Source organism: Crinalium epipsammum PCC 9333 (assembly GCF_000317495.1).
Lineage (GTDB): Bacteria > Cyanobacteriota > Cyanobacteriia > Cyanobacteriales > PCC-9333 > Crinalium > Crinalium epipsammum.
In genome coordinates this window covers 1,086,266-1,107,003 of sequence record NC_019753.1, presented here as the reverse complement: position 1 = coordinate 1,107,003, position 20,738 = coordinate 1,086,266, and the positions used below count along the sequence as shown (strand labels likewise).

Sequence of the window (20,738 nt, the reverse complement as noted above, 5' to 3'; positions counted from 1 at the left end):
AAATATATTTGTGCGAGACAGCGAAGCAGCCTAATGTTGATTTTAAAGACAAATTTACAGCTTAGGAAATCTTAAAATAATGCGAATTTTAGTTACAGGTGGAGCAGGTTTCGTTGGCTCCCATTTGATTGATCGCTTAATGGCAGAAGGTCAGGAAGTTATTTGTTTAGATAACTTCTACACTGGGAGCAAGCGCAATATTATAAAATGGCTGGATAATCCTTACTTTGAATTAATCCGCCACGACATTACTGAACCTATTCGACTAGAAGTAGATCAAGTTTATCATCTCGCTTGCCCTGCTTCTCCTGTCCACTACCAATACAACCCAGTTAAAACTGTTAAAACTAATGTTATTGGTACGCTAAATATGTTGGGGTTAGCCAAGCGTGTGAAGGCGCGATTCCTGCTTGCTTCTACGTCTGAGGTTTATGGCGATCCAGATGTGCATCCCCAACCAGAAGAATATCGCGGAAATGTTAATCCCATCGGCATTCGTTCTTGTTACGATGAAGGCAAGCGAATGGCAGAAACGCTTTCATTTGACTACCATCGCCAAAATAATGTAGATATCCGTGTAGCTCGAATTTTTAACACTTATGGTTCTAGGATGTTGGAAAATGATGGGCGGGTAGTTAGTAATTTTGTGGCACAAGCATTGCGGGGAATACCTTTAACTGTATACGGCGAGGGTTCACAAACGCGCAGTTTTTGCTATGTTTATGACTTAGTAGATGGCTTAATGCGGTTAATGAATGGTGATCATATTGGACCAATTAATTTGGGGAACCCAGATGAGTACACAATTTTAGAACTGGCACAAAAAATTCAACGGATGATCAATCCTGATGCTGAAATAATATATAAACCGCTACCACAAGATGATCCTCGTCAGCGACAACCAGATATTACAAAAGCGAAAACTTTGTTGGGTTGGCAACCTACCATTCCTCTGGAAGAAGGGTTAAAACTAACAATAGATGATTTTCGCGATCGCTTAGAATTAACCCATCAGCCTCTGAAATCATCTACATAAATTCAATTAGCCTGACAGGGAAGTAATCTTCCCTCATTCCCAACTTATCTTATATTTTAAGGAATTTACCCCATGCGTGTTTGTGTTATTGGTACTGGTTACGTTGGATTAGTGACTGGAGCTTGCCTTGCTCATATTGGACATCATGTTATCTGTGTTGATAATAATGAAGAAAAAGTCAAATTAATGAAGGCTGGACATTCTCCAATCTACGAACCAGGATTGTCAGAAATTATGCAATCTGCAAGTAGTGCAGGGAAACTTGAATTTACTTCAGATTTGGCTGCTGGGGTGGCGCATGGAGAAATATTATTTATTGCTGTAGGAACACCTGCTTTACCAAATGGTGAAAGTGATACCCGCTATGTTGAAGCGGTGGCGCGTGGTATTGGTGAACATTTAGATAACAGCTATAAGGTAATTGTAAATAAATCTACCGTACCTATTGGATCGGGTGATTGGGTGCGGATGATTGTGCTTGATGGTGTTTTAGAACGCCAAAAGTCTTTAGTGGGTGCAGGTGGCGTTGCTTTGGATGAGAAGGTGGCAGAAATTGCTGCGGACTTTGATGTAGTTAGTAATCCAGAGTTTTTGCGTGAAGGTTCAGCTATTTACGACACTTTTAATCCTGATCGAATTGTGTTGGGTAGCAATAGCAAGAGAGCGATCGCCATGATGCAAGAACTCTACACCCCAATTTTAGAACGGCAATATGCAGAAGACAAGTCTTTATCACCAATACCAGTAGTGGTGACAGATATTAATTCTGCTGAGATGGTGAAATATGCTGCCAATGCTTTCTTAGCTACTAAAATTAGTTTTATTAATGAAATAGCGAATATTTGCGATCGCGTCGGTGCTGATGTTACTCAAGTTGGTCAAGGAATTGGGCTTGACTCTCGCATTGGTAGTAAATTCTTGCAGGCAGGTATTGGTTGGGGTGGTTCATGTTTCCCTAAAGATGTTTCTGCTTTAATTCATACAGCCGATGACTATGGCTATGAAACTCATCTGCTTAAAGCTGCTGTTAATGTTAACCAACGTCAGCGTTTAATTGTTGTTGAAAAACTTCAGCAAGTTTTAAAAATTCTCAAAGGTAAAACTGTTGGATTACTGGGACTAACCTTTAAGCCAGATACCGATGATATGCGCGATGCACCCGCACTCAATATTATTGAACATCTCAACCGTTTAGGGGCGAAAGTTAAAGCTTACGATCCCATTGCATCTCAAAGCGGTATACGTCACGGTTTGGGCGGTGTGATGGTGGAAACCGATCCAGAACGCTTGGCTGATGGCTGCGATGCTTTAGTACTGGTGACAGAATGGCAGCAATTCCGCCATTTAGACTATCAAAAAATGGCTACTTTAATGACTAATCCTGTGATGATTGATGGTCGTAACTTCCTTGATCGCAAAGAATTAGAAAGTGCTGGTTTCCGTTATGTGGGAATTGGTCGCTAGATCAATTAACAATTAAGTATGTGAGTATAAATAAACGCAGGAGTGGTTTTCACTCTTTAACGTTTAATTTTACCCACATACTCAACCTCAAAGTTAGATCAAATCCGGTGGCATTAAAATTATATTTTTTTTAACGCAAAGATCGCAAGGTTAAAAAAGTATAATTTTGAATCATTCTTAAGCAACCGAAAATCATATTAGTAATAAATTTGGGAGTTGTTTCTGGTTTTGAATATATATTGTGCTATAAGCTTACCTTTTTTATTCCTATTCCTAACTTATTTTGCAAGTTATTGAGTAGGATTTTTAGTACTCAAATAAGCGATAAAACAAGAAATAAGAAATCCGGTAAAAAATATGGGGTAAGATTTTTTCCAATCAAAAACACCACCGCCAACTTTGAAGGCAACTATGGCTACACAAATGAGAAAGGAAATAAATACAAACGTAATTACAATACCCTCAAAAAAACTGTAACCCTTTTTATTACTCATTGCTTAAATTTCGCCTGAATTATGGTGAACATCAATGATACAAAATTATATTTTATTTAGATAAATGATGACTAGGTAGAAGTGATTACACTTTAAGAAAACACCTTTTTTTTATGTAGGGGTAGTGCGGGCATCTGTCCCCCTATGATGATTAAGAAAGCAAAATGCTCCCACTACGCACGCACTCTAGCTGACTGATGAATTACTAATATACAGTGAAGGAATTGACAACTTGCTTTAAGAGCGATCGCACTTTATTCCAACGCTTTTCGGTAGTCGAAGCGTTGAATGTATAAAGTTTACCTCGACTGATGGCAACGCTGGCTAAGTTGTGTCGTTCTTGATTGGGAAGTTTAACCGCGTATTCCAACATATAATAATTTTTAGCCCCAACTTCACGGGCTTCAGCATTGACTAATTCTGCTGTGCGTCCAGAATCAGGGGGGGCGATCGCACTTTTTCCCAGTTTATAACCAACTTCCCCTGGTGTTCCTAAATCAGCCAGGTTTTTGTCCCTAGACACTGGGCTAATTACCACACTGACGTTTTCAGTCGGTTCGATGATATCGTGGAAAACAATATCTGCGCCATTTTTTACCTTGACAGCAACCCAGCCATTAGGATAGAAAAATCTATAGCTGTCAGTGGTATCTTCATATCGTTGAAATCCGTTGGCACTTGCAGGGCTAACACCCACTTGCAGACTTAAACTAAATACCAGCAGTAAAATTACGGCAATTCGTTTCAGCATTTGCCTTTTCCTTTTAAACCTTGGAGCGATCAGATTAATCATTCTCTCACAGAATAAAGCGGGAGGAGGAGGGAGGAGAGAGGAGAGAGGAGAGAGGAGAGGAAAATGAGAAAATGGTTTGATAATTAACAGCTACCATCCAATGTACTAGCTATGGAAATTAGTGATCTAAATATTGTGATTGCACAACAACCAAAAACAAGCAAAATCCAGCAGAAAACGATTTGTGGGGCTTCGGTATGGATGCCGTTTGCCTTAATACTCGGTGCAATGACACCAATACAGGCACAAGTTCCAATTCAGATGCCAATGGTAGTGGCGCAGGGAAATACCCAGATTAGTGCTGTAGATTTATATAATCGCGGTGTCGATCAGCTAGAAAATGGCGATTACAAGGCAGCGATCGCACTTTTTGATCAAGCGATTAAAATCAATTCCAAAGATGCTGATGCTTTCTATAACCGCGCTTATGCCTACAGTTTATTAGGATCTTACTCAGAAGCAGTCAAAGATTACACCCAAGCTATTAACCTTAAGCCTGACTTCGGTGATGCTTATTCTAACCGTGCTTATGCCTATTATGTTGCAGGTAATTATCAGAGTGCGATCGCAGATTGTACACAAGCAATTCGCATTAATCCTAAAAATGCTGATGCCTATATTTACAAAGGCAATGCTTATGATGACTTAGGAGAACATCTTGCTGCAATTGAAAATTATAATCAAGCTTTAAGTATTGACCCGAAAAATGCCAAAGCTTACTACAATCGCGCTTTAGGCTACAATCGCCAGAACAACCATCTTAAAGCAATTGAAGATTATACTCAATCAGTACGTCTGGATACCAAGTTTGCAGAAGCGTACTATAACCGAGGTGTTACTAGCTTACAACTGGGAAAAAAGGCAGAAGCCATAGAAGATATTCGCAAAGCAGCAGATCTTTACCTTAGCCAGAAAAAGACTCAAAATTATCAAAGTGCGATCGCTTTAGTTAAACAGCTTCAGCAAACTCAATGATTTAAACTTTACCCCCATTAACTGTCAAATCAGTAGAGGCAGAGGATAGAAGCCTAATTTAGATAATAATAATTCTCTCCTCCCTCCTCCCTCCGCCCTCCTCCCCTCACCCCTATGATTATTATCGTTATGGGAGTCACTGGTAGCGGTAAAACTACCATTGGTAAGCAACTTGCAGCGTTACTCAACTGGGACTTTTATGATGCCGACTCCTTCCACTCACCAGCAAATATTAAGAAAATGAGCCAAGGTATTCCTCTAAGCGATGCAGATCGGATACCTTGGTTGTTATCAATGCAACAAGCTATTGACAGTTGGTTGCAGGAGGAGAAAAATATTGTATTAGCGTGTTCTGGATTGAAAGCTACCTATCGTCAAATTCTGTGGCGTGATTCGCTCATTGTGCGTCTAGTTTACCTTAAAGGTAGCTTTGAGCTAATTAATCAACGACTTAGCAACCGCGAAAACCACTTTATGAATCAAGAGTTACTCCAAAGTCAGTTTGATACTTTGGAAGAACCAACCTTAGAGGAAAGTATTTGGGTAAATATATCACAACCGCCAGCAGTTTTAGCCCAGCAGATCATCGACAAGCTGCAAATCTCAGATTAGACTAACTTATAAATTTATTATAAATTTAATTATGTATGTAGATCCGCAAAAAATCACCGCAGATAAATCAAGTATGCTGCATTCGTCTAATCGGATGCTAGAAACTATACTGCGCGATCGCTATAAAATTCTTAAACAGTTAGGAAGTAGACAATTTTGTGATACCTACTTAGCTAAAGACGAGGATCTACCAGAACAACCTTTCTGCGTTGTAAAACAACTCAGTCCCAAAGATCTCGATCCTTTATTTTGGCCAACAGCAAAAAGATTATTCACTACTGAAGCTGAAGTATTACACCGTCTAGGTAAACACGATCAAATTCCCCAACTTTTAGCTTTATTTCAAGAAAACCAAGAATTTTATTTAGTTGAAGAGTTTATAGAAGGTAACGACTTAAGCGAAGAAATAGGTCTAGGTAAACGGTGGAATGAGGAGCAAGTAATTGTATTTCTTTACGACATTTTAGGAATATTAGCTTTTATTCATCAAAATCATGTGATTCACAGAGATATCAAACCATCAAATTTAATTAGACGCAAACAAGATAGCAAAATAACTATAATTGATTTTGGTGCAGCAAAGCAAATTTCTCCAGATATTGCTACTTATAAAGGACAGACAAGTTTCACCGTTGCTATTGGGACTCCTGGTTATGTAGCCAACGAACAAGCTAATGGCAATCCCAAATTTAATAGTGATATTTATGCTACCGGAATAATTGCTATTCAAGCACTCACAGGAATACATCCTTTACCAAAAGATATAACTACAAATGAAATAATTTGGCGAAATCAAATTGATATTAACCCTGCATTAGCAGACATCTTAGATAAAATGGTGCGTTACAACTTTCAAGAACGCTACCAATCAGCCGATGAAGTTTTGCAAGCAATTAAAAGTGTATTTAATCAAAAAATATCTTCATCTTTAGTAATTTCTCCTCCAGTATTACCATTAGCACCTGTTACCACCACCCCGAAAACACAACCATCAGTAAATAAATGGTCGCGGGGTGAGTTAATTGCTGCTTCAGCACTATTTTTTGCCTTACTAGCATTTCTTTCTACATTAATTCAGTTACCTATATTTATTAAATTATTAAAAGAAAATCAAGCAACCAATATAGCTAACCAACAAACACAAACCCAGCTTAATACAAATTGGATTGATTATCATAATGTCGAGCAAGGTATTAAAATCAAATATCCCGCAAACTGGGAAAGACAAGACCTTCAAAACCCTGTAACAGCAGAGGTAGTAATATTTCTACCTTCTCAAGAAAACGACAATGATACATTTCCTACAAAGTTAGTTATTAAAGTTGAAGATTTATCAAAACGACCGATGACGCTAGATGAGTATACAAATTCTGTTATATGGGAAATCCGGCAATTTCTGCAAGAGGCTAATATTATTAAGTCTAGTTCAGCTACATTGGCGCATCGTCCAGCCCATAAAATTGTTTACAGTGGAAAATATCAACAATCCGAATTAGTTACTAACATGGAAGTATGGGCTTTGAAAAGTAATAAAGTTTATATTATTACTTATTCAGCCGAGTCAGAAAAGTATGCGGAATCTTTAGAAACGGCTAAACAAATGATTAAAACTTTTGAAATTGATTAAATAATTTAACCCATAAAATTAAATATTAGTTGAAGTTGTATTTACTAAATAATGTCTCCAAGTTTATATAGGGTAAAGCTTTTCCCCAACTATTAGTCACCAGTTCATAAAATGAGCAACTTCTATATTTAATCTTAACCAATAACATTCTTGATAAATACAATTCATAAATAATGTTAGGAACAACCCTTAGGGAGCGTTACAAAATAATTAAATACTTGGGCGGTAGTGGTTTAAGTGAAACTTATCTTGCTGAAGATATTTATTTGCATAATAACGCTTATTGTGTCATCAAGCAAATTAATTATGGGTGTGATAGTTCGTTCACTACAGAAGTAGCAAAATTACGTTTAAAAAATCAATCAAAAAGACTTTATAGTTTAGGTAAATATGACCAAATCCCCAGATTATTAGCTGATTTTGAAGAAAATAATAAACTTTATTTAGTTTATGAATTTATTGATGGCTTACACAATCGTAAGTACCGATTTAAAACTCATATAAGTAGAAATATAAAAAATGTAGCAGCAGTAAAGATTAAACGCTCACCTAATCGTGAAAAAAATCAACAGCTACTTTGGGATATTAATAATCATAACTTAGAAACAAACAAAGCTGTTGACAAAACACTTAGCCCTCAACAAGTTTTTTTAAATAATTGGTCGCGCAGTGAAATCATTACTTTAATGACGCTACTGATTACCTTTATAGCTTGTATGACATCTTTAGCCAACTTGCCTGAATCTATAAATTTAAGTGATAAAAATCCGTCAAAAATTCATGTTAATCAACAGTCTTTTAGACTAACTCCAAAGTTAATAATTTATCAAAATATTCAGAATGGCATCAAAATTAAATATCCATCGAATTGGGAAAGGCAAGATATTCACAATCCTGTTACAGGTGAAGTAGCAGTATTTATCCCACCAGAGGAAAATGATTCAACACAGTCTCAAACAAAAATTATTATTAGAGTTGAAGATTTATCCAAACAACCCATGTCGTTAGATGAATATACTAATGCGTCAATTGGGGAAATTAAAAAGTTTTTGAGTAATGCTAAGATTGTTGAATCAAAACCAACTATAATTGCTGAACGTCCAGCCCATCTATTAATTTATAGTGGTCTTAATCAGCCATATAGTTTGCCTACCAATTTAGAAGTGTGGACTTTAAAAAATAATAAAGCTTATATTATTACCTATACATCAACATCAACTAAATATGAGCAATTTTTAGAAATAGCCAAAGAAATAATTAAGTCTTTGGAAATTTCATAATTTTATTTTAAGGTAAAATAATAGCAGTCGTTAAGGTAAATTTACAACTGACCGAATTGACTTTAAAGCAGGAAGCTTGGGATGAGCAGAAGTATCTGATTTAACTTCTTGTAGCAACTGCTGTAAATTAACGTAAGCTTCGCCTTCGTAGTAGAAAATCAGTGAACGTGAACTGCTACTCAATTCAATAGGTCTACCCGCCGCACGCGCCCTCAGATTTAGTAAACGTTCTAGAACTAACTGAGAATCGCTGCCAGTTTGGAGAGTTAGAATAACTGCATTGTTCTTACACTCGCCACCTGGAGAGTTAGCAAGGCACAAAACCGGGTAGCGGTTGACAATACCAGTTCTAATAAATTTTAAAGTGCCGTTGTCGCTGAACCTTTGAAACTTGGCAGAAACATCCTGACACCGACGCATAGGGGTGTAGCTGCCACTGCTGAAGTCATTTGAAACCCAGCGAATCATTGGTACTTCTCCGCGTGAGGTTTGAACTAAAGTCGCTGGTACATTGTTGGTTGTGCCACAAAAGAAAGTATTGCCCTCAGCATAGCTGGGTTGAGTAATAGTAGCAGTTTGAAGAAGTGCGATCGCACTTACACTCACTGCCTGTGCAAATAACCGAATTTTCATAAGCTGCGACGGTTTGCCAAAAAATCGTGTTGATTAATTAGTATTATCTAAATATTTATGCAAATTTAGGTGATTTCTTAATTACGAATTACATAGAAATGCAGCAATATATAAATTAAATGCGTGGTGAGATCATGGCGCAAACCAACCTAACTAACTATCCCTACCCTTCAGCGCGACGAGTAATTTTAGGCAAAAGGTATGCTGTAGCAACTAGCCAATCATTGGCAACTATGGCGGGAATGCAAATATTTTTGGCTGGAGGAAATGCTGTAGATGCTGCTATTGCTACTGCGATCGCACTTACTGTAGTTGAACCAACTTCTAACGGTATTGGTGGAGACGCTTTTGCTTTAGTTTGGGATGGTAAGCTACACGGTTTAAATGCTTCAGGTAAAAGTCCTCAACATCTCACTATTGATCATTTTGCAGAAATAAATCAAATTCCTCAGTTTGGCTGGCTACCCGTAACAGTACCAGGAGCAGTTTCCGGTTGGCGTAGTTTGTGGGAACGTTGGGGAAAGCTACCATTTGAACAACTGTTTTTACCAGCAATTCGCTATGCAGAAGAAGGTTTTCCAGTTTCACCCGTAACCGCACAAGCTTGGCAGCAAGCAGCCAATGTATACTTACCCCTTAATGGTGTAGAATTTGAGTATTTTAAATCAGTATTCTTCCCAAAAAACCGCGCACCCGTAGCAGGAGAAATATGGGGAAGTAAAGTTCATGCTCAAACTTTAAAAGAAATTGCTTCTAGTGGTGGTGAAAGCTTTTACCAAGGGAAATTAGCAGAGCAAATTAGTAATTTTGCTGCTGATACTAATGGACTGCTAACCGCAACTGACTTAGCAGCACACCGCCCAGAATGGGTAGAGCCAATTTCTACAAATTATCGAGATCTGACAGTTTGGGAATTACCGCCCAATACTCAAGGAATAGCTACTTTAATTGCTTTAAATATCTTAGAAGGTTTTGAAATTGCTCGTTATGCCCGCGAATCTGTAGAAAGTTACCATTTGCAAATTGAAGCGATGAAGTTGGCATTTGCAGATTTGCATCGCTATGTTGCTGATGCGCGGTATTTAGATGTTTCTGTAGGACAACTTTTAGATTTAACTTATGCAGCAGAACGTCGTAAGTTAATTGGAGAAAATGCGATCGCACTTGCTGAACCAGGTTTACCCAAAGGCGGAACTGTTTATCTAGCAACCGCCGACGAAGATTTGATGGTTTCTTTTATCCAATCTAATTACAAAGGTTTTGGCAGTGGTATTCTCATTCCTGAGACTGGTATAGCACTGCATAACCGAGGATTTGGTTTTACTCTTGAAGCGGGACATCCTAATCAATTAAGCCCAGCTAAACGACCATTCCACACTATTATTCCTGGTTTTCTCACACAAAACAATCAAGCTTTAGGGGCGTTTGGCGTAATGGGAGCATCAATGCAACCACAAGGACATTTACAAGTAGTAGTTAATCTTGCAGACTATGGCATGAATCCTCAATCAGCTTTAGATGCTCCTAGATGGCAATTTGTTGCAGGAAATACAGTATTTTTAGAGGAAAGTGTGCCATCTTCAGTAATGTCTGGATTAGCTAGGCAAGGTCACAACGTCGAGGTTAGTACTGCACAAGGAATATTTGGAAAAGGTCAAATTATTCTTAAGATAGGAGAAGTAATTTTAGCAGCTTCAGAACCCCGCGCAGATGGTTTGGCTCTTGCTCAATAAGAGACTTTTCGTATAAATTAAGTTTTGGATAATTAACCTTATTCGTCGCAGATTGTTAACACTTGTGGTTGGCAACGTTTAATATTAACTTTTATTCCTCGCGCTCCCTCGCTTTGAAGATCTTCAATATATCCAGAGCAATATTCCTTGGCTTCCCTGAGATTATCGAAATCTCCAAAATAATAAGTACAACTAGGATAAGTTGTCTTAATTTCTACCCACCAATCTGTGTTAAAACCTTCCATAAAGCCTATAGCTATGTTTTGAAGAATGCTGAGATTTTTTATCAAAAATTGCATATCTATTTCGCTCTGATGGTGAATTGTAATGCCCAATTTTTCTTAACAAATAACTTGAATCATCGCTTTTTGCTAAATTTTATTGCTAATAGTATTATTGCGGGAAAAACTGGACTCTGATTCCTAGTCCAGCTAAGTCTTAAGGATTTTGCACTGAAAATTGGGCATCTATGATAAAGAGTAAATTGATAATTTTATTTTGTTATCCCTCTCTGGATAGATGTTATTATTTGTATCTTTAATCACTTTAAATTGAAATAGCGGGTTTATATTTATACCTAAAATCTAGAACTGATTGCGATCCCAGAATTTACTTATTTCTAATTAAGGAGCAGGTAATCAGCCGATTTTATACAAAAGAGAGATGCTTTGAAAAGTAATACTAGACAATATCAGAGCAGCACCTCTAATTAAGGAGCATCTAAATGTTGAGTTTTTCTCAGAAAACTATAATAAGTCAATTCATTCCGCTACTTTCTAGCGCGGTTATCGGTGTCGGTTTAATAATTTTAGCTTACTCGTTAGCTCAACCAGCAATTATATAGTTTATAGAGCAATTAATAATTTTAGATATATAGTGCGATCGCACAACGCGCCCTTGCTGTTTTAATATGTTTTAGATTAATAACGAATTAACAATGGGAGATCCAAACCGCCGTAAGCAACTGATAGATTACAGGTTGCTAGCGGCTTGAATTAGTAGTTAAATCAAAATATGCTCCCAATTGCTGAATCTTATTTGCGTGAATTTGTTGCTCCACAAGCAGCAGCGATTGATATTGATCCCAAAGTACTGCAAAATGCGATCGCAGGATTAGGCGATCGCTCTTTATTAGCGTTACGGGTTCCCAAAGCTTGGGGTGGTGCGGAAATAGATCATCAAACATTCTGGGCATTTCAGGAAATGGTAGCCAGATATTCCGGTGCATTATCCTTCTTGCAAACCCAGCACCAAAGCGCAGGCGCAATGCTTGTTAGTAGTAAGAATGAAGCCCTGAAACAACAATATCTTCCCAATATGGGTAGTGGTAAATTATTAGTTGGTTTAGGCTTTTCTCAGTTGCGTCGTCAAGGTATCCCGCCAGTAAAAGCGTTGCCGATAGATAAGGGATATCAGCTTAATGGAGAAGTGCCTTGGGTAACAGGATGGGGATTTTTTCAAAATTTTATAGTGGGTGCTGTACTACCAAATGGTGAGAGTGTGTTTGGCATCCTACCTTTAAAAAACACATTACAAAACAGAGGAGGCGAGATTTCCTTGAGTACTCCCCTACCTTTAGCTGCAATGGAATCAACCAGCACAGTCACCGCCCATCTTAGTGAGTGGTTTTTACCCGCAGAAAGTGTATTATTTATCAAACCTGCTAGTTGGATTCACGAAAACGACAAAAAAAATATCCTCAACCCAGGATTTTTTGCTTTAGGGTGTGCTAAAGCAGGTTTAGATATTGTAGAAGCAACTGCAAAAACAAAGCAACTAGATTTTATTAATCAGGCATTTCAATCTTTAGATCAAGAACTAAATTATTGTCGTGCAGCGATGAGAGAAAATCAGCAAAGCGATCAACATACTATCGCAGAAAACCTGAAAATTCGGGCTTGGGCAATTGACTTAGCCGTAAGGTGCGCCCATGCAGGAGTGACACTTTCAAGTGGCGCTGCAAATAATAAATACCATCCAGCGCAGCGAGTTTACCGTGAAGCTTTAATGTTTACAGTAGTTGCTCAAACCACAGCAATAATGGAGGCAACTCTTGCCAGATTAATTCGCAGCTAATAACTTAAATATTGCAAAACTGTGACTGAGCCAAATTTACAGGGCAATCGTCCCCAAAAAGCGATCGCGTATTCCCGTGTCCTTCACCTCAGCCATATAATCCATCAGCATATCCCACGCTGGGATAACGATCCATCTGTAGAATTTTCCACAGTTGCACAGCTAGAAACTGATGGTTATTACCTGCGAGGTTTCTCCCTTGGGGAACATAGCGCCACCCATATTAATGCCCCCAACAGTTTTTATCCTACTGGTGTAGGAATTGATCAATACTCTGCCGAATCCCTAGTTGTCTCAGCAGTAGTAATTGATATTCGTCAGCAAGTCTCTGTTAATTTTGATTATGCGCTTACTTCTGCCGATATCTCCTTATGGGAGCAACAATATGGCAACATACCGCCAGAAAGTGTAGTGATTTTATACACAGGATGGCAAGAAAAGTGGCAAAATCCTACTGCCTTTCTTAACAAAGATTCATCTGGTAGCTTACATTTTCCTGGCTTTAGCAAGGAAGCAACAGAATTTTTACTCACTCAAAGGCAAATATCTGGTATTGGAATAGATACTCATGGAGTAGATGGAGGTCAAGATACTACCTTTGCTAGTAATCGTTTAGTATTAGAACAAGCTGGGATCGTACTAGAAAATCTTACTAACTTAGATCAACTACCTGCAATCGGTACTACATTAATTATCGGCATCCTGCGTCTGCAAAATGGTTCTGGTTCACCAGCAGCAGTAATCGCTTTGATACCCTGAAACTTTTCAAGATCTAAATTCGTTTATATATAGATATACACTTAAGCGGTCAGCCAGCCCATCATTACAAGCATTCCCTAATCTGAAAGCTAACCATTGAACGCTTAACTTATCATCAAAACTCAAAACCTAGTTTTCAGATCTAATCCCTAAATCTCCTGCAAAAGTCGATAAAATCAGAGCTACATCTGCGTTAATCTGCGTTAATCTGTGTTCATCTGCGTTCTAAAAAACCAAAATTGTGATTTTAGCAACAACTATAGTTTATTAATCCCCAAACTATTCAGATTTAACCTAATTAGTCTCGGTGTGAGAAAGAGGTTTTATGCGCGTCCTGCTACTTTACCCCCTGTTTCCAAAAACATTTTGGTCTTACGAAAAAATTCTAGAATTAGTTAACCGCAAAGTTTTGTTGCCACCGCTAGGATTAGTCACCGTAGCAGCAATTTTGCCTCAAGAGTGGGAATTTAAACTGGTTGACCGCAATATCCGTGCCGTTACAGAAGCAGAATGGCAGTGGGCAGATATGGTCATTATCTCAGCCATGATCGTCCAGCAAAAAGATTTGTGCGAACAGATTCGAGAAGCTAAACGACGTGGTAAGCAAGTAGCAGTAGGAGGTCCCTATCCTACCTCTGTACCAGAAGAACCCCTAGAAGCAGGGGCAGATTTTCTAATTTTGGATGAAGGGGAAATTACACTGCCAATGTTTGTTGAGGCAGTACAAAGAGGCGAAACTAAGGGAATTTTCCGATCCAATGGTGAAAAACCTGCTGTCACAGATACTCCTGTCCCGCGCTTTGAGTTATTAGAATTTGATGCTTACGATTCCATGTCGGTTCAATTCTCGCGCGGTTGTCCCTTCCAGTGCGAATTCTGCGACATTATTGTTCTCTATGGTCGCAAACCACGTACCAAAACACCAGCCCAATTATTAGCAGAATTGGATTATCTCTATGAATTGGGATGGCGGCGTGGTGTATTCATGGTTGATGATAACTTTATTGGCAATAAACGCAATGTGAAGTTATTGCTCAAAGACTTAAAAGTATGGATGGCAGAACATAAATATCCGTTTAAGTTTAATACGGAAGCGTCTGTTGACCTTGCTCAAGATCCAGAAATGATGGATTTGATGGTAGAGTGCAACTTTGATGCTGTATTTCTGGGAATTGAAACGCCAGATGAGGATAGCCTACAACTAACGAAGAAGTTCCAAAATACCCGTAGTTCCTTGGTTGAGTCTGTGCAATCTATTACTAAAGCTGGATTGCGACCAATGGCTGGGTTTATTATCGGTTTTGATGGAGAAAAAGCAGGTGCAGGCGATCGCATTGTCCGCTTTGCAGAAATAACAGGTATTCCCAGCACAACTTTTGCCATGCTGCAAGCTTTACCAAATACCGCACTTTGGCATCGGCTAGAAAAAGAAGGGCGGTTGTGGAAAAAAGGCGGAAACATTAACCAAACGACGTTGATGAATTTTGCCGCCACTCGTCCTCTAGAAGATATTGCTAGGGAATATGTGGAAGCTTTCTGGACTTTATACGATCCTGAACTTTATTTAGATCGTACCTATCGCTGTTTCTTAATGTTGGGTGCGCCCAAGGTAAAAGCACCGTTTAAAATGCCTGAGTGGGTAGATTTACGCGCCTTATTAATTGTGATTTGGCGACAAGGCGTTAAGCGTAATACTCGTTGGAAATTCTGGCATCATTTATTCAGCATTATTAAGCACAATCCTGGCGTTTGGGAACATTACATTACTGTATGCGCCCACAATGAGCATTTCCTAGAATATCGTCAGATTGTCCGTGATGAAATTGAAGCGCAAGTAGCTGAATATTTAGCAGAAGAGGAAACATTAAAAACAACTATACCAGCAGAAAAGGTAGTTAGTGCGATCGCGTAGCGACTCTCTCTTGAGTATCGCTAGTTAGTTATCACCGAAATCTTACTCCCTCCCCTTATTAAGGGGAGGGTTGGGGTGGGGTAAAACATAAATTCTTTTGTGGATAGGTCTAATAAATATAAGCCACAGACTCACTTTAGTTAAATCAACTAAAAGCAAAACTATGACTTGCTATTTTATTTATATTTAACGTATTTTAGCAATTAGCCAACGCTAGAAACTGAGGCTGCCACAAAAATTAAACCACTAACTAGAACTACCGCAGCAACTCCCATAAATAGATAATTGCGTTTTTGAGTATCTGTAGGCGGTTCAGCTTGATACATTTTAGGCTCAGATGCGAAATTATTTAAGTGTCCACCTTCATCGTTGATATATGGCATGAATCAAATCCTTGGCTTGTTATATGAAGTAATGTAACAAATAAATTGTACATTAATTCTCAGACTTTTGACATAAATCTTTACAAAAGTCTTAGATAAACCAGGAGAAATGTAGAGAGGCGACATGGCGCGTCTCTACTCTTACGTTTACCTGTCAAGGTTTAGGGCTTGTTCATGCGAATCAAATCTGTCAAAATGTTATCCAAACTGCCATTGACTTGAATGCGATCGATCTTCTCAGCAATGCGTTCTAGCACTTCCAACTCCTTCAGGCGCAAAGCAACAGGGTTATCTTCCATCACTTTGGCAGTATTCAACATACTGCGAGTTGCAGCAGTTTCTTCACGACGACGCACCACGTTAGCTTGGGCAGATTTTTCCGCCTCCACAACCTTACTCAAGATATCCTTAATCTCACCAGGGAGAATAATATCTTTTACCCCAACAGAGTCAAATTCAATGCCATACTCGGCAGTTTTCTCACGGATGTATTGGGCGATACTTGTATCAATTGCCCCTTTATTCTCCAGTAAAGCATCTAAGGTTTGTTCGCCGACTGCGCCACGTAAAGCAAACTGTAACTCTTTGTATAAGAAACCAGGAACATCTGACAAGCTGTTTTTTGCTTTCAATGGGTCGAGTATGCGGAAGCCAGCAGTTAAATTTAAGCGCAGAGGCACTTTATCCTTAGACAGGATATCTTGACCGGATACTTCCAAAGTTTGCAAGCGGAGGTCGATTGTTTCCGTTTGCCAAGAGCGTCCAAATATCCACCAAGCGTGTATTCCTGGTTGGAGTAGCGTTTGAAACTCTTGATTAATGTACAGTAGCCCAATTTGCTGTGCTGGGACTTCCCGAATATGCAAAAAATTGTGGCTTAAGGATAGTACTTGTGGTGTATTAGATACTAACTCTGCAACAAGGCGGGGTGGTAATTTAGCATCGGTGCTAATGTCAATCACTTGTACCTCAACACCTTGCCAAAACAGCTTGCGGCTACCTGGAGCCAAGATGGAGATTACTTTACCTTGATAGCGGACGATCGCTACTTGATGATTTAATACCTGTACTATTTCGCAGTAAGCAGCTACAAAATCAGGATGTTGCTCAATCAGTACTTCTTCCAAAGGAAAGTCTGGATTAGGTATAATACGGCTGAGAGTGCGTACTACAACATCGCGATCTACAGTCCAGAAAGCATACTCGCCTGGTGAGAGCGATCGCACAAAGTTATTCTGCACATAAAGTAAACCAATATCAGACTCAGAAATTTGGAATTTCCTAACTCCATTTAAAGCAATTCCACGTAATTGCTGTACGAACTGAGCAGGTAATTCCAAGCTTTCATCCAAGTTGAAAATATGGCATTCTACCTCAATAAAACCACGCCAAAAAGCTCGTAATTGATTGGGTTGAATTGTTACCCAATTTTGCCCCAAACGAACTAAAGCCGCTTGGTTAAATGAAGTTCTAACTATTAAAAAATATTCTTGTAACTCCGAACTATGATTTCGCAGCAACAGTTCTAAGTTCTCAATCTTGGCTTCAGGCTGATTAAGATCATAAGTTTTAACTTGCCAGTGCCGACCAAAATAAGTGTAAGTACCAGGCTGTAAAACCTTCTTAAAATCACTACGGTGATATAAGATGCCAATTTCGTTAGGTTTGATATAAAAAGTTTTCCACATAGAAATTTGCCAAGAAAATTTGGTCAGTTTTAGCCAAAACATCAGGTTTGATCCAGAATTTATAAATTTTGCTTATAAAATATAATTTTTTTAATGCAAAACTCAATTTATTTTGTAATACATATACTACAACATATTTTAAAACTCTGCAAATGTAAGCGTTTACAGTTCAGTTGCGGGCAAATTGCGTCTCAAAAACTGGATTAAGATTGCTGCACCTAGATTACTCAAGAGCAATCTACAAACAAACAGCGATCAAATATGCCGTTCGCTTTGCCAGTTCTGTGAAAACTGGATAGGTTAAACGAAGGGACATACTCAAGTTAGGGAGAGAACAATTGCACTAGCTTCTTTACTGTTACTACCAATCATCACAAAGTGACGACCAGTAATAAGCACCTACATCACAGAGTTTGTAAGAGAATTGAGAAAAGCTACTGTTGCAGAGTAGTGTCTTTTGACCCGGACAGGGTTGGTGAAAAGTATAGGAATCGAACCTATAACCAATCGGTTATTAGCCGACCGCTCTACCAGTGAGCTAACTTTTTGGAGTTTGATGTAGGACTTGAACCTACGACTGCCGATATAACTACCGGATGCTCTACCACTGAGCTAATCAAACGGTGGAGTAGTGACCTATTGTTGTGCGGTATACGCTCAATCCAAAGGTTGGCGCACCAGTTGGGCATACAGAACCCGAACCATAGCTTGTCAATGTATTACTACCTTGTTACTAACTGTAGCACAATATATTTAGGGTGTTAATTAGTAATCGTGCCAGTTAAAGGAGAACTTGCACTAGCGTAAGTCTTAACAGGAATTCTTCCAGCTTCGTAAGCAAGACGACCTGCTTCAGCAGCCAAACCCATAGCCCGCGCCATTGCTACAGGGTTTTGAGCTAGTGCGATCGCACTATTAATCAACAAAGCATCCGCCCCCATTTCCATCGCCTGTGCAGCTTCGCTAGGTGCGCCGATTCCTGCATCTACAACCACCGGAACATTAGCATTATCAATAATTATCTGAATATTGGCAGCATTGTTAATCCCTTGTCCAGAACCAATCGGCGAACCCAAAGGCATCACTGTTACACAGCCAACATCTTCTAAACGTTTTGCTAGTAATGGATCGGCATTAATATATGGCAACACCGCAAAGCCTTCTTTTACAAGCTGTTCTGCGGCTTGCAATGTCCCAATCGGATCGGGTAATAAATATTTAGTGTCAGGGATAACTTCTAACTTGACAAAATTATTATCTTCCTGTCCTAATAACTTCGCCATCTCTCGCCCTAATCTAGCAACGCGGATAGCATCTTCAGCAGTTTGACAACCTGCGGTATTAGGTAGCATCCAAATCTTTGTCCAATCTAGCGCCTCTGCCAAACCTTCATGCCCTGGTGCTTTCGTTTGCACCCGACGTACAGCAACAGTCACAATTTCGCAACCACTGGCAATAATACTTTGCTGCATTTCTTCAATTGTGCGATACTTACCTGTTCCCGTCATCAAGCGAGATTTAAAAGTTTTTCCAGCGATAACGAGAGGGCGATCGCTCTTTATTTGTGTAGACTTTTCAATAGTTTGCATTTTGTCAATACCAGTTAAGACTTTAATGATAAGACTTCTGGAAACTTTTTTTTAAGGTTTAAGCTGCTCCCTTCTCTACAGCTAGGATCGCAGACAATGTACTTAATGATGTTGCAGGGGTATTTTTATGAGTATAACCATTGAATCAGACCTCAAGGAAATTTTAACCAAAATTGACCAGAAGCTAGACACGCTTAGTCGTGACGTTACAGACCTAAAAGTAGGTCAGGCTAGGCTAGAAGAAAAGGTAGACGGACTAGAAAAACGACTGGAATCAAAGTTAGACGGACTTAGCAAGCGAATGGACAATCAAGAATTTCTCAGTCGTGGCGTTTTAATCGGGCTGATTGTAGCTATTCTAGGAGGATTCGCTAAACTGTTTGGTTTTGTCAATGTACAGTAATCAAAGTGCGATTTTATCCTTTGGTAGCAGAAATTAATGGATCTCTTGCATAAGTAGATCAATCTTATATTTCATCTGCGTTTATCTGCGGTTAATCTGCGTTCTAAAACAAATTAAGAATTTTTGCAATAAGTCTAATGACTTAAAACCTAGAGTAATGGAAATAACTTAGCAAAGGATCAACTTGCTGCTGCATAATCATATCTGCAAGTAAAACAGCAGTAATTGGCGCTAACAAAATACCATTGCGGTAGTGACCTGTAGCTATAGTTAAATTCTCGTAGGCACTCCTACCCAGTATAGGTAACTCGTCTGGCGTAGTTGGTCGAAATCCCCACCACAACTCTTGAATAGAAAAATCTGCCAATTGTGGAAACAGGCGAATAGCTGCTGTAAGTAACTTTTGGATACCTGCTGGTGTGTTATTAGGTTCAAACCCTACTTCCTCGCTAGTCGCACCTAGTACAATTCGACCATCTTGGCGCGGTACTATATATATTTCTGAGCCAAATAATACTCGTTGTAAAGGTAATTTCTCTGTAATAGCTTGGTGATTATATTTATTAACTGGTACTTGTAGAGACAACATTTGTCCCTTTTTAGGATAAACAGGTAAAGACAAGAATTGATTTGACCAAGCGCCAGTTGCTAATACATAATGTTGAGCAGAAAAATCACCCGCAGAAGTCTTAACAATCACAACTCTGTCTGCTTGATGTTGAATCTCCTCAACTATCACACCTTCACGAATATCTACACCCAAATTTTGAGCAGCTAACCATAAAACTTGAGCTAACGCGCGATTATCTACTTGAGCATCTTCTGGATACCAGTAGCCACCGATAACATCTGAACTTAAGCCTGGTTGTAATTGTGCGATCGCATCTTTATCCAACCAATGACTAACTACACCATTATTGGATAATTCGTTAGGTGCTTGATCTGCATAAACTGGAGCTAGAATACCACAATCCCAGTAGAGTGCGATCGCGCCAGTAAGTTCTTCTAAAGTCTGTACCCATTCTGGATATAATGCCCGACTACGCAAACACAAATCCAACATTGGGCTTGGAGGAAGATTTTCTGCTTGAGGCGCAAGCATTCCCGCCGCAGCATGGGCTGCTGCTTGCTTAAAATCACGAGATAATACAGTAACACTTGCCCCGCGTCTACGCAATTCCACAGCCAGCGACAGACCAATAATACCGCTACCGATAATTAAAATGTCACTTGCTACGTTCATTACTTGCGAGTTGTTGATTTGTAGGGGCAGGTTTCAGC

Annotated in this window: 18 protein-coding genes, 1 tRNA gene and 1 pseudogene; 11 read left to right on the top strand and 9 right to left on the bottom strand. The window is 39.0% G+C overall.

Annotation, left to right across the window (positions count from 1 at the left end; translation table 11 throughout):
* Positions 1–79: 79 nt before the first annotated feature.
* Both CRI9333_RS04760 and CRI9333_RS04755 read left to right on the top strand, forming a co-directional pair.
* A complete protein-coding gene (locus CRI9333_RS04760) occupies positions 80–1,036 on the top strand; it encodes a UDP-glucuronic acid decarboxylase family protein (RefSeq protein WP_015202026.1) in 957 nt (318 codons plus the stop codon).
* Between the two features lie 72 nt (positions 1,037–1,108).
* Complete coding sequence (locus CRI9333_RS04755; RefSeq protein WP_015202025.1) at positions 1,109–2,500, top strand: UDP-glucose dehydrogenase family protein; 1,392 nt, start codon at positions 1,109–1,111, stop codon at positions 2,498–2,500.
* Between the two features lie 290 nt (positions 2,501–2,790).
* On the opposite strand, the gene CRI9333_RS04750 is transcribed toward CRI9333_RS04755, so the two are convergent.
* Positions 2,791–2,994, bottom strand: coding sequence for a hypothetical protein (locus CRI9333_RS04750; RefSeq protein WP_015202024.1), 204 nt, complete (start codon positions 2,992–2,994; stop codon positions 2,791–2,793).
* 205 nt (positions 2,995–3,199) lie between these two features.
* Positions 3,200–3,745 (bottom strand): photosystem II reaction center PsbP, encoded by a 546-nt coding sequence (gene psbP / locus CRI9333_RS04745; RefSeq protein ID WP_015202023.1) that lies wholly within the window; start codon positions 3,743–3,745, stop codon positions 3,200–3,202.
* A gap of 153 nt (positions 3,746–3,898) precedes the next feature.
* Between psbP and CRI9333_RS04740 the strand changes: the two genes are divergently transcribed.
* The 4 genes from CRI9333_RS04740 (at position 3,899) to CRI9333_RS04725 (ending at position 8,281) form a co-directional block, all read left to right on the top strand.
* Positions 3,899–4,762, top strand: coding sequence for a tetratricopeptide repeat protein (locus tag CRI9333_RS04740; protein WP_015202022.1), 864 nt, complete (start codon positions 3,899–3,901; stop codon positions 4,760–4,762).
* A 114-nt stretch (positions 4,763–4,876) separates the two neighbouring features.
* Positions 4,877–5,374: a gluconokinase gene (locus tag CRI9333_RS04735; RefSeq protein WP_015202021.1), complete on the top strand. Its 498-nt coding sequence runs from the start codon at positions 4,877–4,879 to the stop codon at positions 5,372–5,374.
* A gap of 31 nt (positions 5,375–5,405) precedes the next feature.
* The gene (locus CRI9333_RS04730; RefSeq protein WP_015202020.1) at positions 5,406–7,001 is read left to right on the top strand and encodes a serine/threonine-protein kinase; all 1,596 of its coding nucleotides are present in this window, start codon (positions 5,406–5,408) and stop codon (positions 6,999–7,001) included.
* A 173-nt stretch (positions 7,002–7,174) separates the two neighbouring features.
* Positions 7,175–8,281, top strand: a complete 1,107-nt coding sequence (locus CRI9333_RS04725) for a PsbP-related protein (RefSeq protein ID WP_015202019.1) — start codon at positions 7,175–7,177, stop codon at positions 8,279–8,281.
* A gap of 30 nt (positions 8,282–8,311) precedes the next feature.
* On the opposite strand, the gene CRI9333_RS04720 is transcribed toward CRI9333_RS04725, so the two are convergent.
* On the bottom strand, positions 8,312–8,914 hold the full coding sequence (locus CRI9333_RS04720; protein ID WP_015202018.1) for a COP23 domain-containing protein: 603 nt from the start codon (positions 8,912–8,914) through the stop codon (positions 8,312–8,314).
* Between the two features lie 134 nt (positions 8,915–9,048).
* On the opposite strand from CRI9333_RS04720, the gene CRI9333_RS04715 reads away from it, so the two are divergent.
* Complete coding sequence (locus tag CRI9333_RS04715; RefSeq protein WP_041226354.1) at positions 9,049–10,647, top strand: gamma-glutamyltransferase family protein; 1,599 nt, start codon at positions 9,049–9,051, stop codon at positions 10,645–10,647.
* A gap of 38 nt (positions 10,648–10,685) precedes the next feature.
* Here CRI9333_RS04715 and CRI9333_RS04710 read toward each other — a convergent pair whose 3' ends face one another.
* Entirely contained in the window at positions 10,686–10,946 is a 261-nt protein-coding gene (locus CRI9333_RS04710; protein WP_015202016.1) for a DUF1816 domain-containing protein, read from the bottom strand.
* Positions 10,947–11,661: 715 nt separating this feature from the next.
* Between CRI9333_RS04710 and CRI9333_RS27255 the strand changes: the two genes are divergently transcribed.
* The 3 genes from CRI9333_RS27255 (at position 11,662) to CRI9333_RS04695 (ending at position 15,394) form a co-directional block, all read left to right on the top strand.
* On the top strand, positions 11,662–12,723 hold the full coding sequence (locus CRI9333_RS27255; RefSeq protein ID WP_015202014.1) for an acyl-CoA dehydrogenase family protein: 1,062 nt from the start codon (positions 11,662–11,664) through the stop codon (positions 12,721–12,723).
* Between the two features lie 21 nt (positions 12,724–12,744).
* Positions 12,745–13,482, top strand: a complete 738-nt coding sequence (locus CRI9333_RS27250; protein ID WP_015202013.1) for a cyclase family protein — start codon at positions 12,745–12,747, stop codon at positions 13,480–13,482.
* Positions 13,483–13,807: 325 nt separating this feature from the next.
* Positions 13,808–15,394, top strand: coding sequence for a B12-binding domain-containing radical SAM protein (locus CRI9333_RS04695; RefSeq protein ID WP_015202012.1), 1,587 nt, complete (start codon positions 13,808–13,810; stop codon positions 15,392–15,394).
* 203 nt (positions 15,395–15,597) lie between these two features.
* Here the strand turns inward: CRI9333_RS04695 and psb34 are convergent, their stop codons facing one another.
* The 4 genes from psb34 to CRI9333_RS04670 form a co-directional block, all read right to left on the bottom strand.
* A complete protein-coding gene (psb34, locus tag CRI9333_RS04690; protein WP_015202011.1) occupies positions 15,598–15,777 on the bottom strand; it encodes a photosystem II assembly protein Psb34 in 180 nt (59 codons plus the stop codon).
* Between the two features lie 161 nt (positions 15,778–15,938).
* A complete protein-coding gene (locus tag CRI9333_RS04685; protein ID WP_041226352.1) occupies positions 15,939–17,465 on the bottom strand; it encodes a slipin family protein in 1,527 nt (508 codons plus the stop codon).
* A gap of 547 nt (positions 17,466–18,012) precedes the next feature.
* A tRNA-Asn gene (locus tag CRI9333_RS04675) sits at positions 18,013–18,087 on the bottom strand.
* A 139-nt stretch (positions 18,088–18,226) separates the two neighbouring features.
* Positions 18,227–19,054, bottom strand: a complete 828-nt coding sequence (locus tag CRI9333_RS04670) for a thiazole synthase (RefSeq protein ID WP_015202009.1) — start codon at positions 19,052–19,054, stop codon at positions 18,227–18,229.
* A 127-nt stretch (positions 19,055–19,181) separates the two neighbouring features.
* Between CRI9333_RS04670 and CRI9333_RS04665 the strand changes: the two genes are divergently transcribed.
* Positions 19,182–19,457, top strand: coding sequence for a hemolysin XhlA family protein (locus CRI9333_RS04665; RefSeq protein WP_015202008.1), 276 nt, complete (start codon positions 19,182–19,184; stop codon positions 19,455–19,457).
* Between the two features lie 145 nt (positions 19,458–19,602).
* Here the strand turns inward: CRI9333_RS04665 and thiO are convergent.
* Positions 19,603–20,700, bottom strand: a pseudogene (gene thiO, locus CRI9333_RS04660) (glycine oxidase ThiO); the annotation flags it as partial.
* Between the last annotated feature and the right edge of the window lie 38 nt (positions 20,701–20,738).

What these genes read in the sequence shown, in the direction of transcription:
- CRI9333_RS04760 (WP_015202026.1), top strand. Translation starts at nt 80, where the DNA reads ATGCGAATTTTAGTTACAGGTGGAGCAGGTTTCGTTGGCTCCCATTTG.
- CRI9333_RS04755 (WP_015202025.1), top strand. Translation starts at nt 1,109, where the DNA reads ATGCGTGTTTGTGTTATTGGTACTGGTTACGTTGGATTAGTGACTGGA.
- CRI9333_RS04750 (WP_015202024.1), bottom strand. Translation starts at nt 2,994, where the DNA reads ATGAGTAATAAAAAGGGTTACAGTTTTTTTGAGGGTATTGTAATTACG.
- psbP (WP_015202023.1), bottom strand. Translation starts at nt 3,745, where the DNA reads ATGCTGAAACGAATTGCCGTAATTTTACTGCTGGTATTTAGTTTAAGT.
- CRI9333_RS04740 (WP_015202022.1), top strand. Translation starts at nt 3,899, where the DNA reads ATGGAAATTAGTGATCTAAATATTGTGATTGCACAACAACCAAAAACA.
- CRI9333_RS04735 (WP_015202021.1), top strand. Translation starts at nt 4,877, where the DNA reads ATGATTATTATCGTTATGGGAGTCACTGGTAGCGGTAAAACTACCATT.
- CRI9333_RS04730 (WP_015202020.1), top strand. Translation starts at nt 5,406, where the DNA reads ATGTATGTAGATCCGCAAAAAATCACCGCAGATAAATCAAGTATGCTG.
- CRI9333_RS04725 (WP_015202019.1), top strand. Translation starts at nt 7,175, where the DNA reads ATGTTAGGAACAACCCTTAGGGAGCGTTACAAAATAATTAAATACTTG.
- CRI9333_RS04720 (WP_015202018.1), bottom strand. Translation starts at nt 8,914, where the DNA reads ATGAAAATTCGGTTATTTGCACAGGCAGTGAGTGTAAGTGCGATCGCA.
- CRI9333_RS04715 (WP_041226354.1), top strand. Translation starts at nt 9,049, where the DNA reads ATGGCGCAAACCAACCTAACTAACTATCCCTACCCTTCAGCGCGACGA.
- CRI9333_RS04710 (WP_015202016.1), bottom strand. Translation starts at nt 10,946, where the DNA reads ATGCAATTTTTGATAAAAAATCTCAGCATTCTTCAAAACATAGCTATA.
- CRI9333_RS27255 (WP_015202014.1), top strand. Translation starts at nt 11,662, where the DNA reads ATGCTCCCAATTGCTGAATCTTATTTGCGTGAATTTGTTGCTCCACAA.
- CRI9333_RS04695 (WP_015202012.1), top strand. Translation starts at nt 13,808, where the DNA reads ATGCGCGTCCTGCTACTTTACCCCCTGTTTCCAAAAACATTTTGGTCT.
- psb34 (WP_015202011.1), bottom strand. Translation starts at nt 15,777, where the DNA reads ATGCCATATATCAACGATGAAGGTGGACACTTAAATAATTTCGCATCT.
- CRI9333_RS04685 (WP_041226352.1), bottom strand. Translation starts at nt 17,465, where the DNA reads ATGTGGAAAACTTTTTATATCAAACCTAACGAAATTGGCATCTTATAT.
- CRI9333_RS04670 (WP_015202009.1), bottom strand. Translation starts at nt 19,054, where the DNA reads ATGCAAACTATTGAAAAGTCTACACAAATAAAGAGCGATCGCCCTCTC.
- CRI9333_RS04665 (WP_015202008.1), top strand. Translation starts at nt 19,182, where the DNA reads ATGAGTATAACCATTGAATCAGACCTCAAGGAAATTTTAACCAAAATT.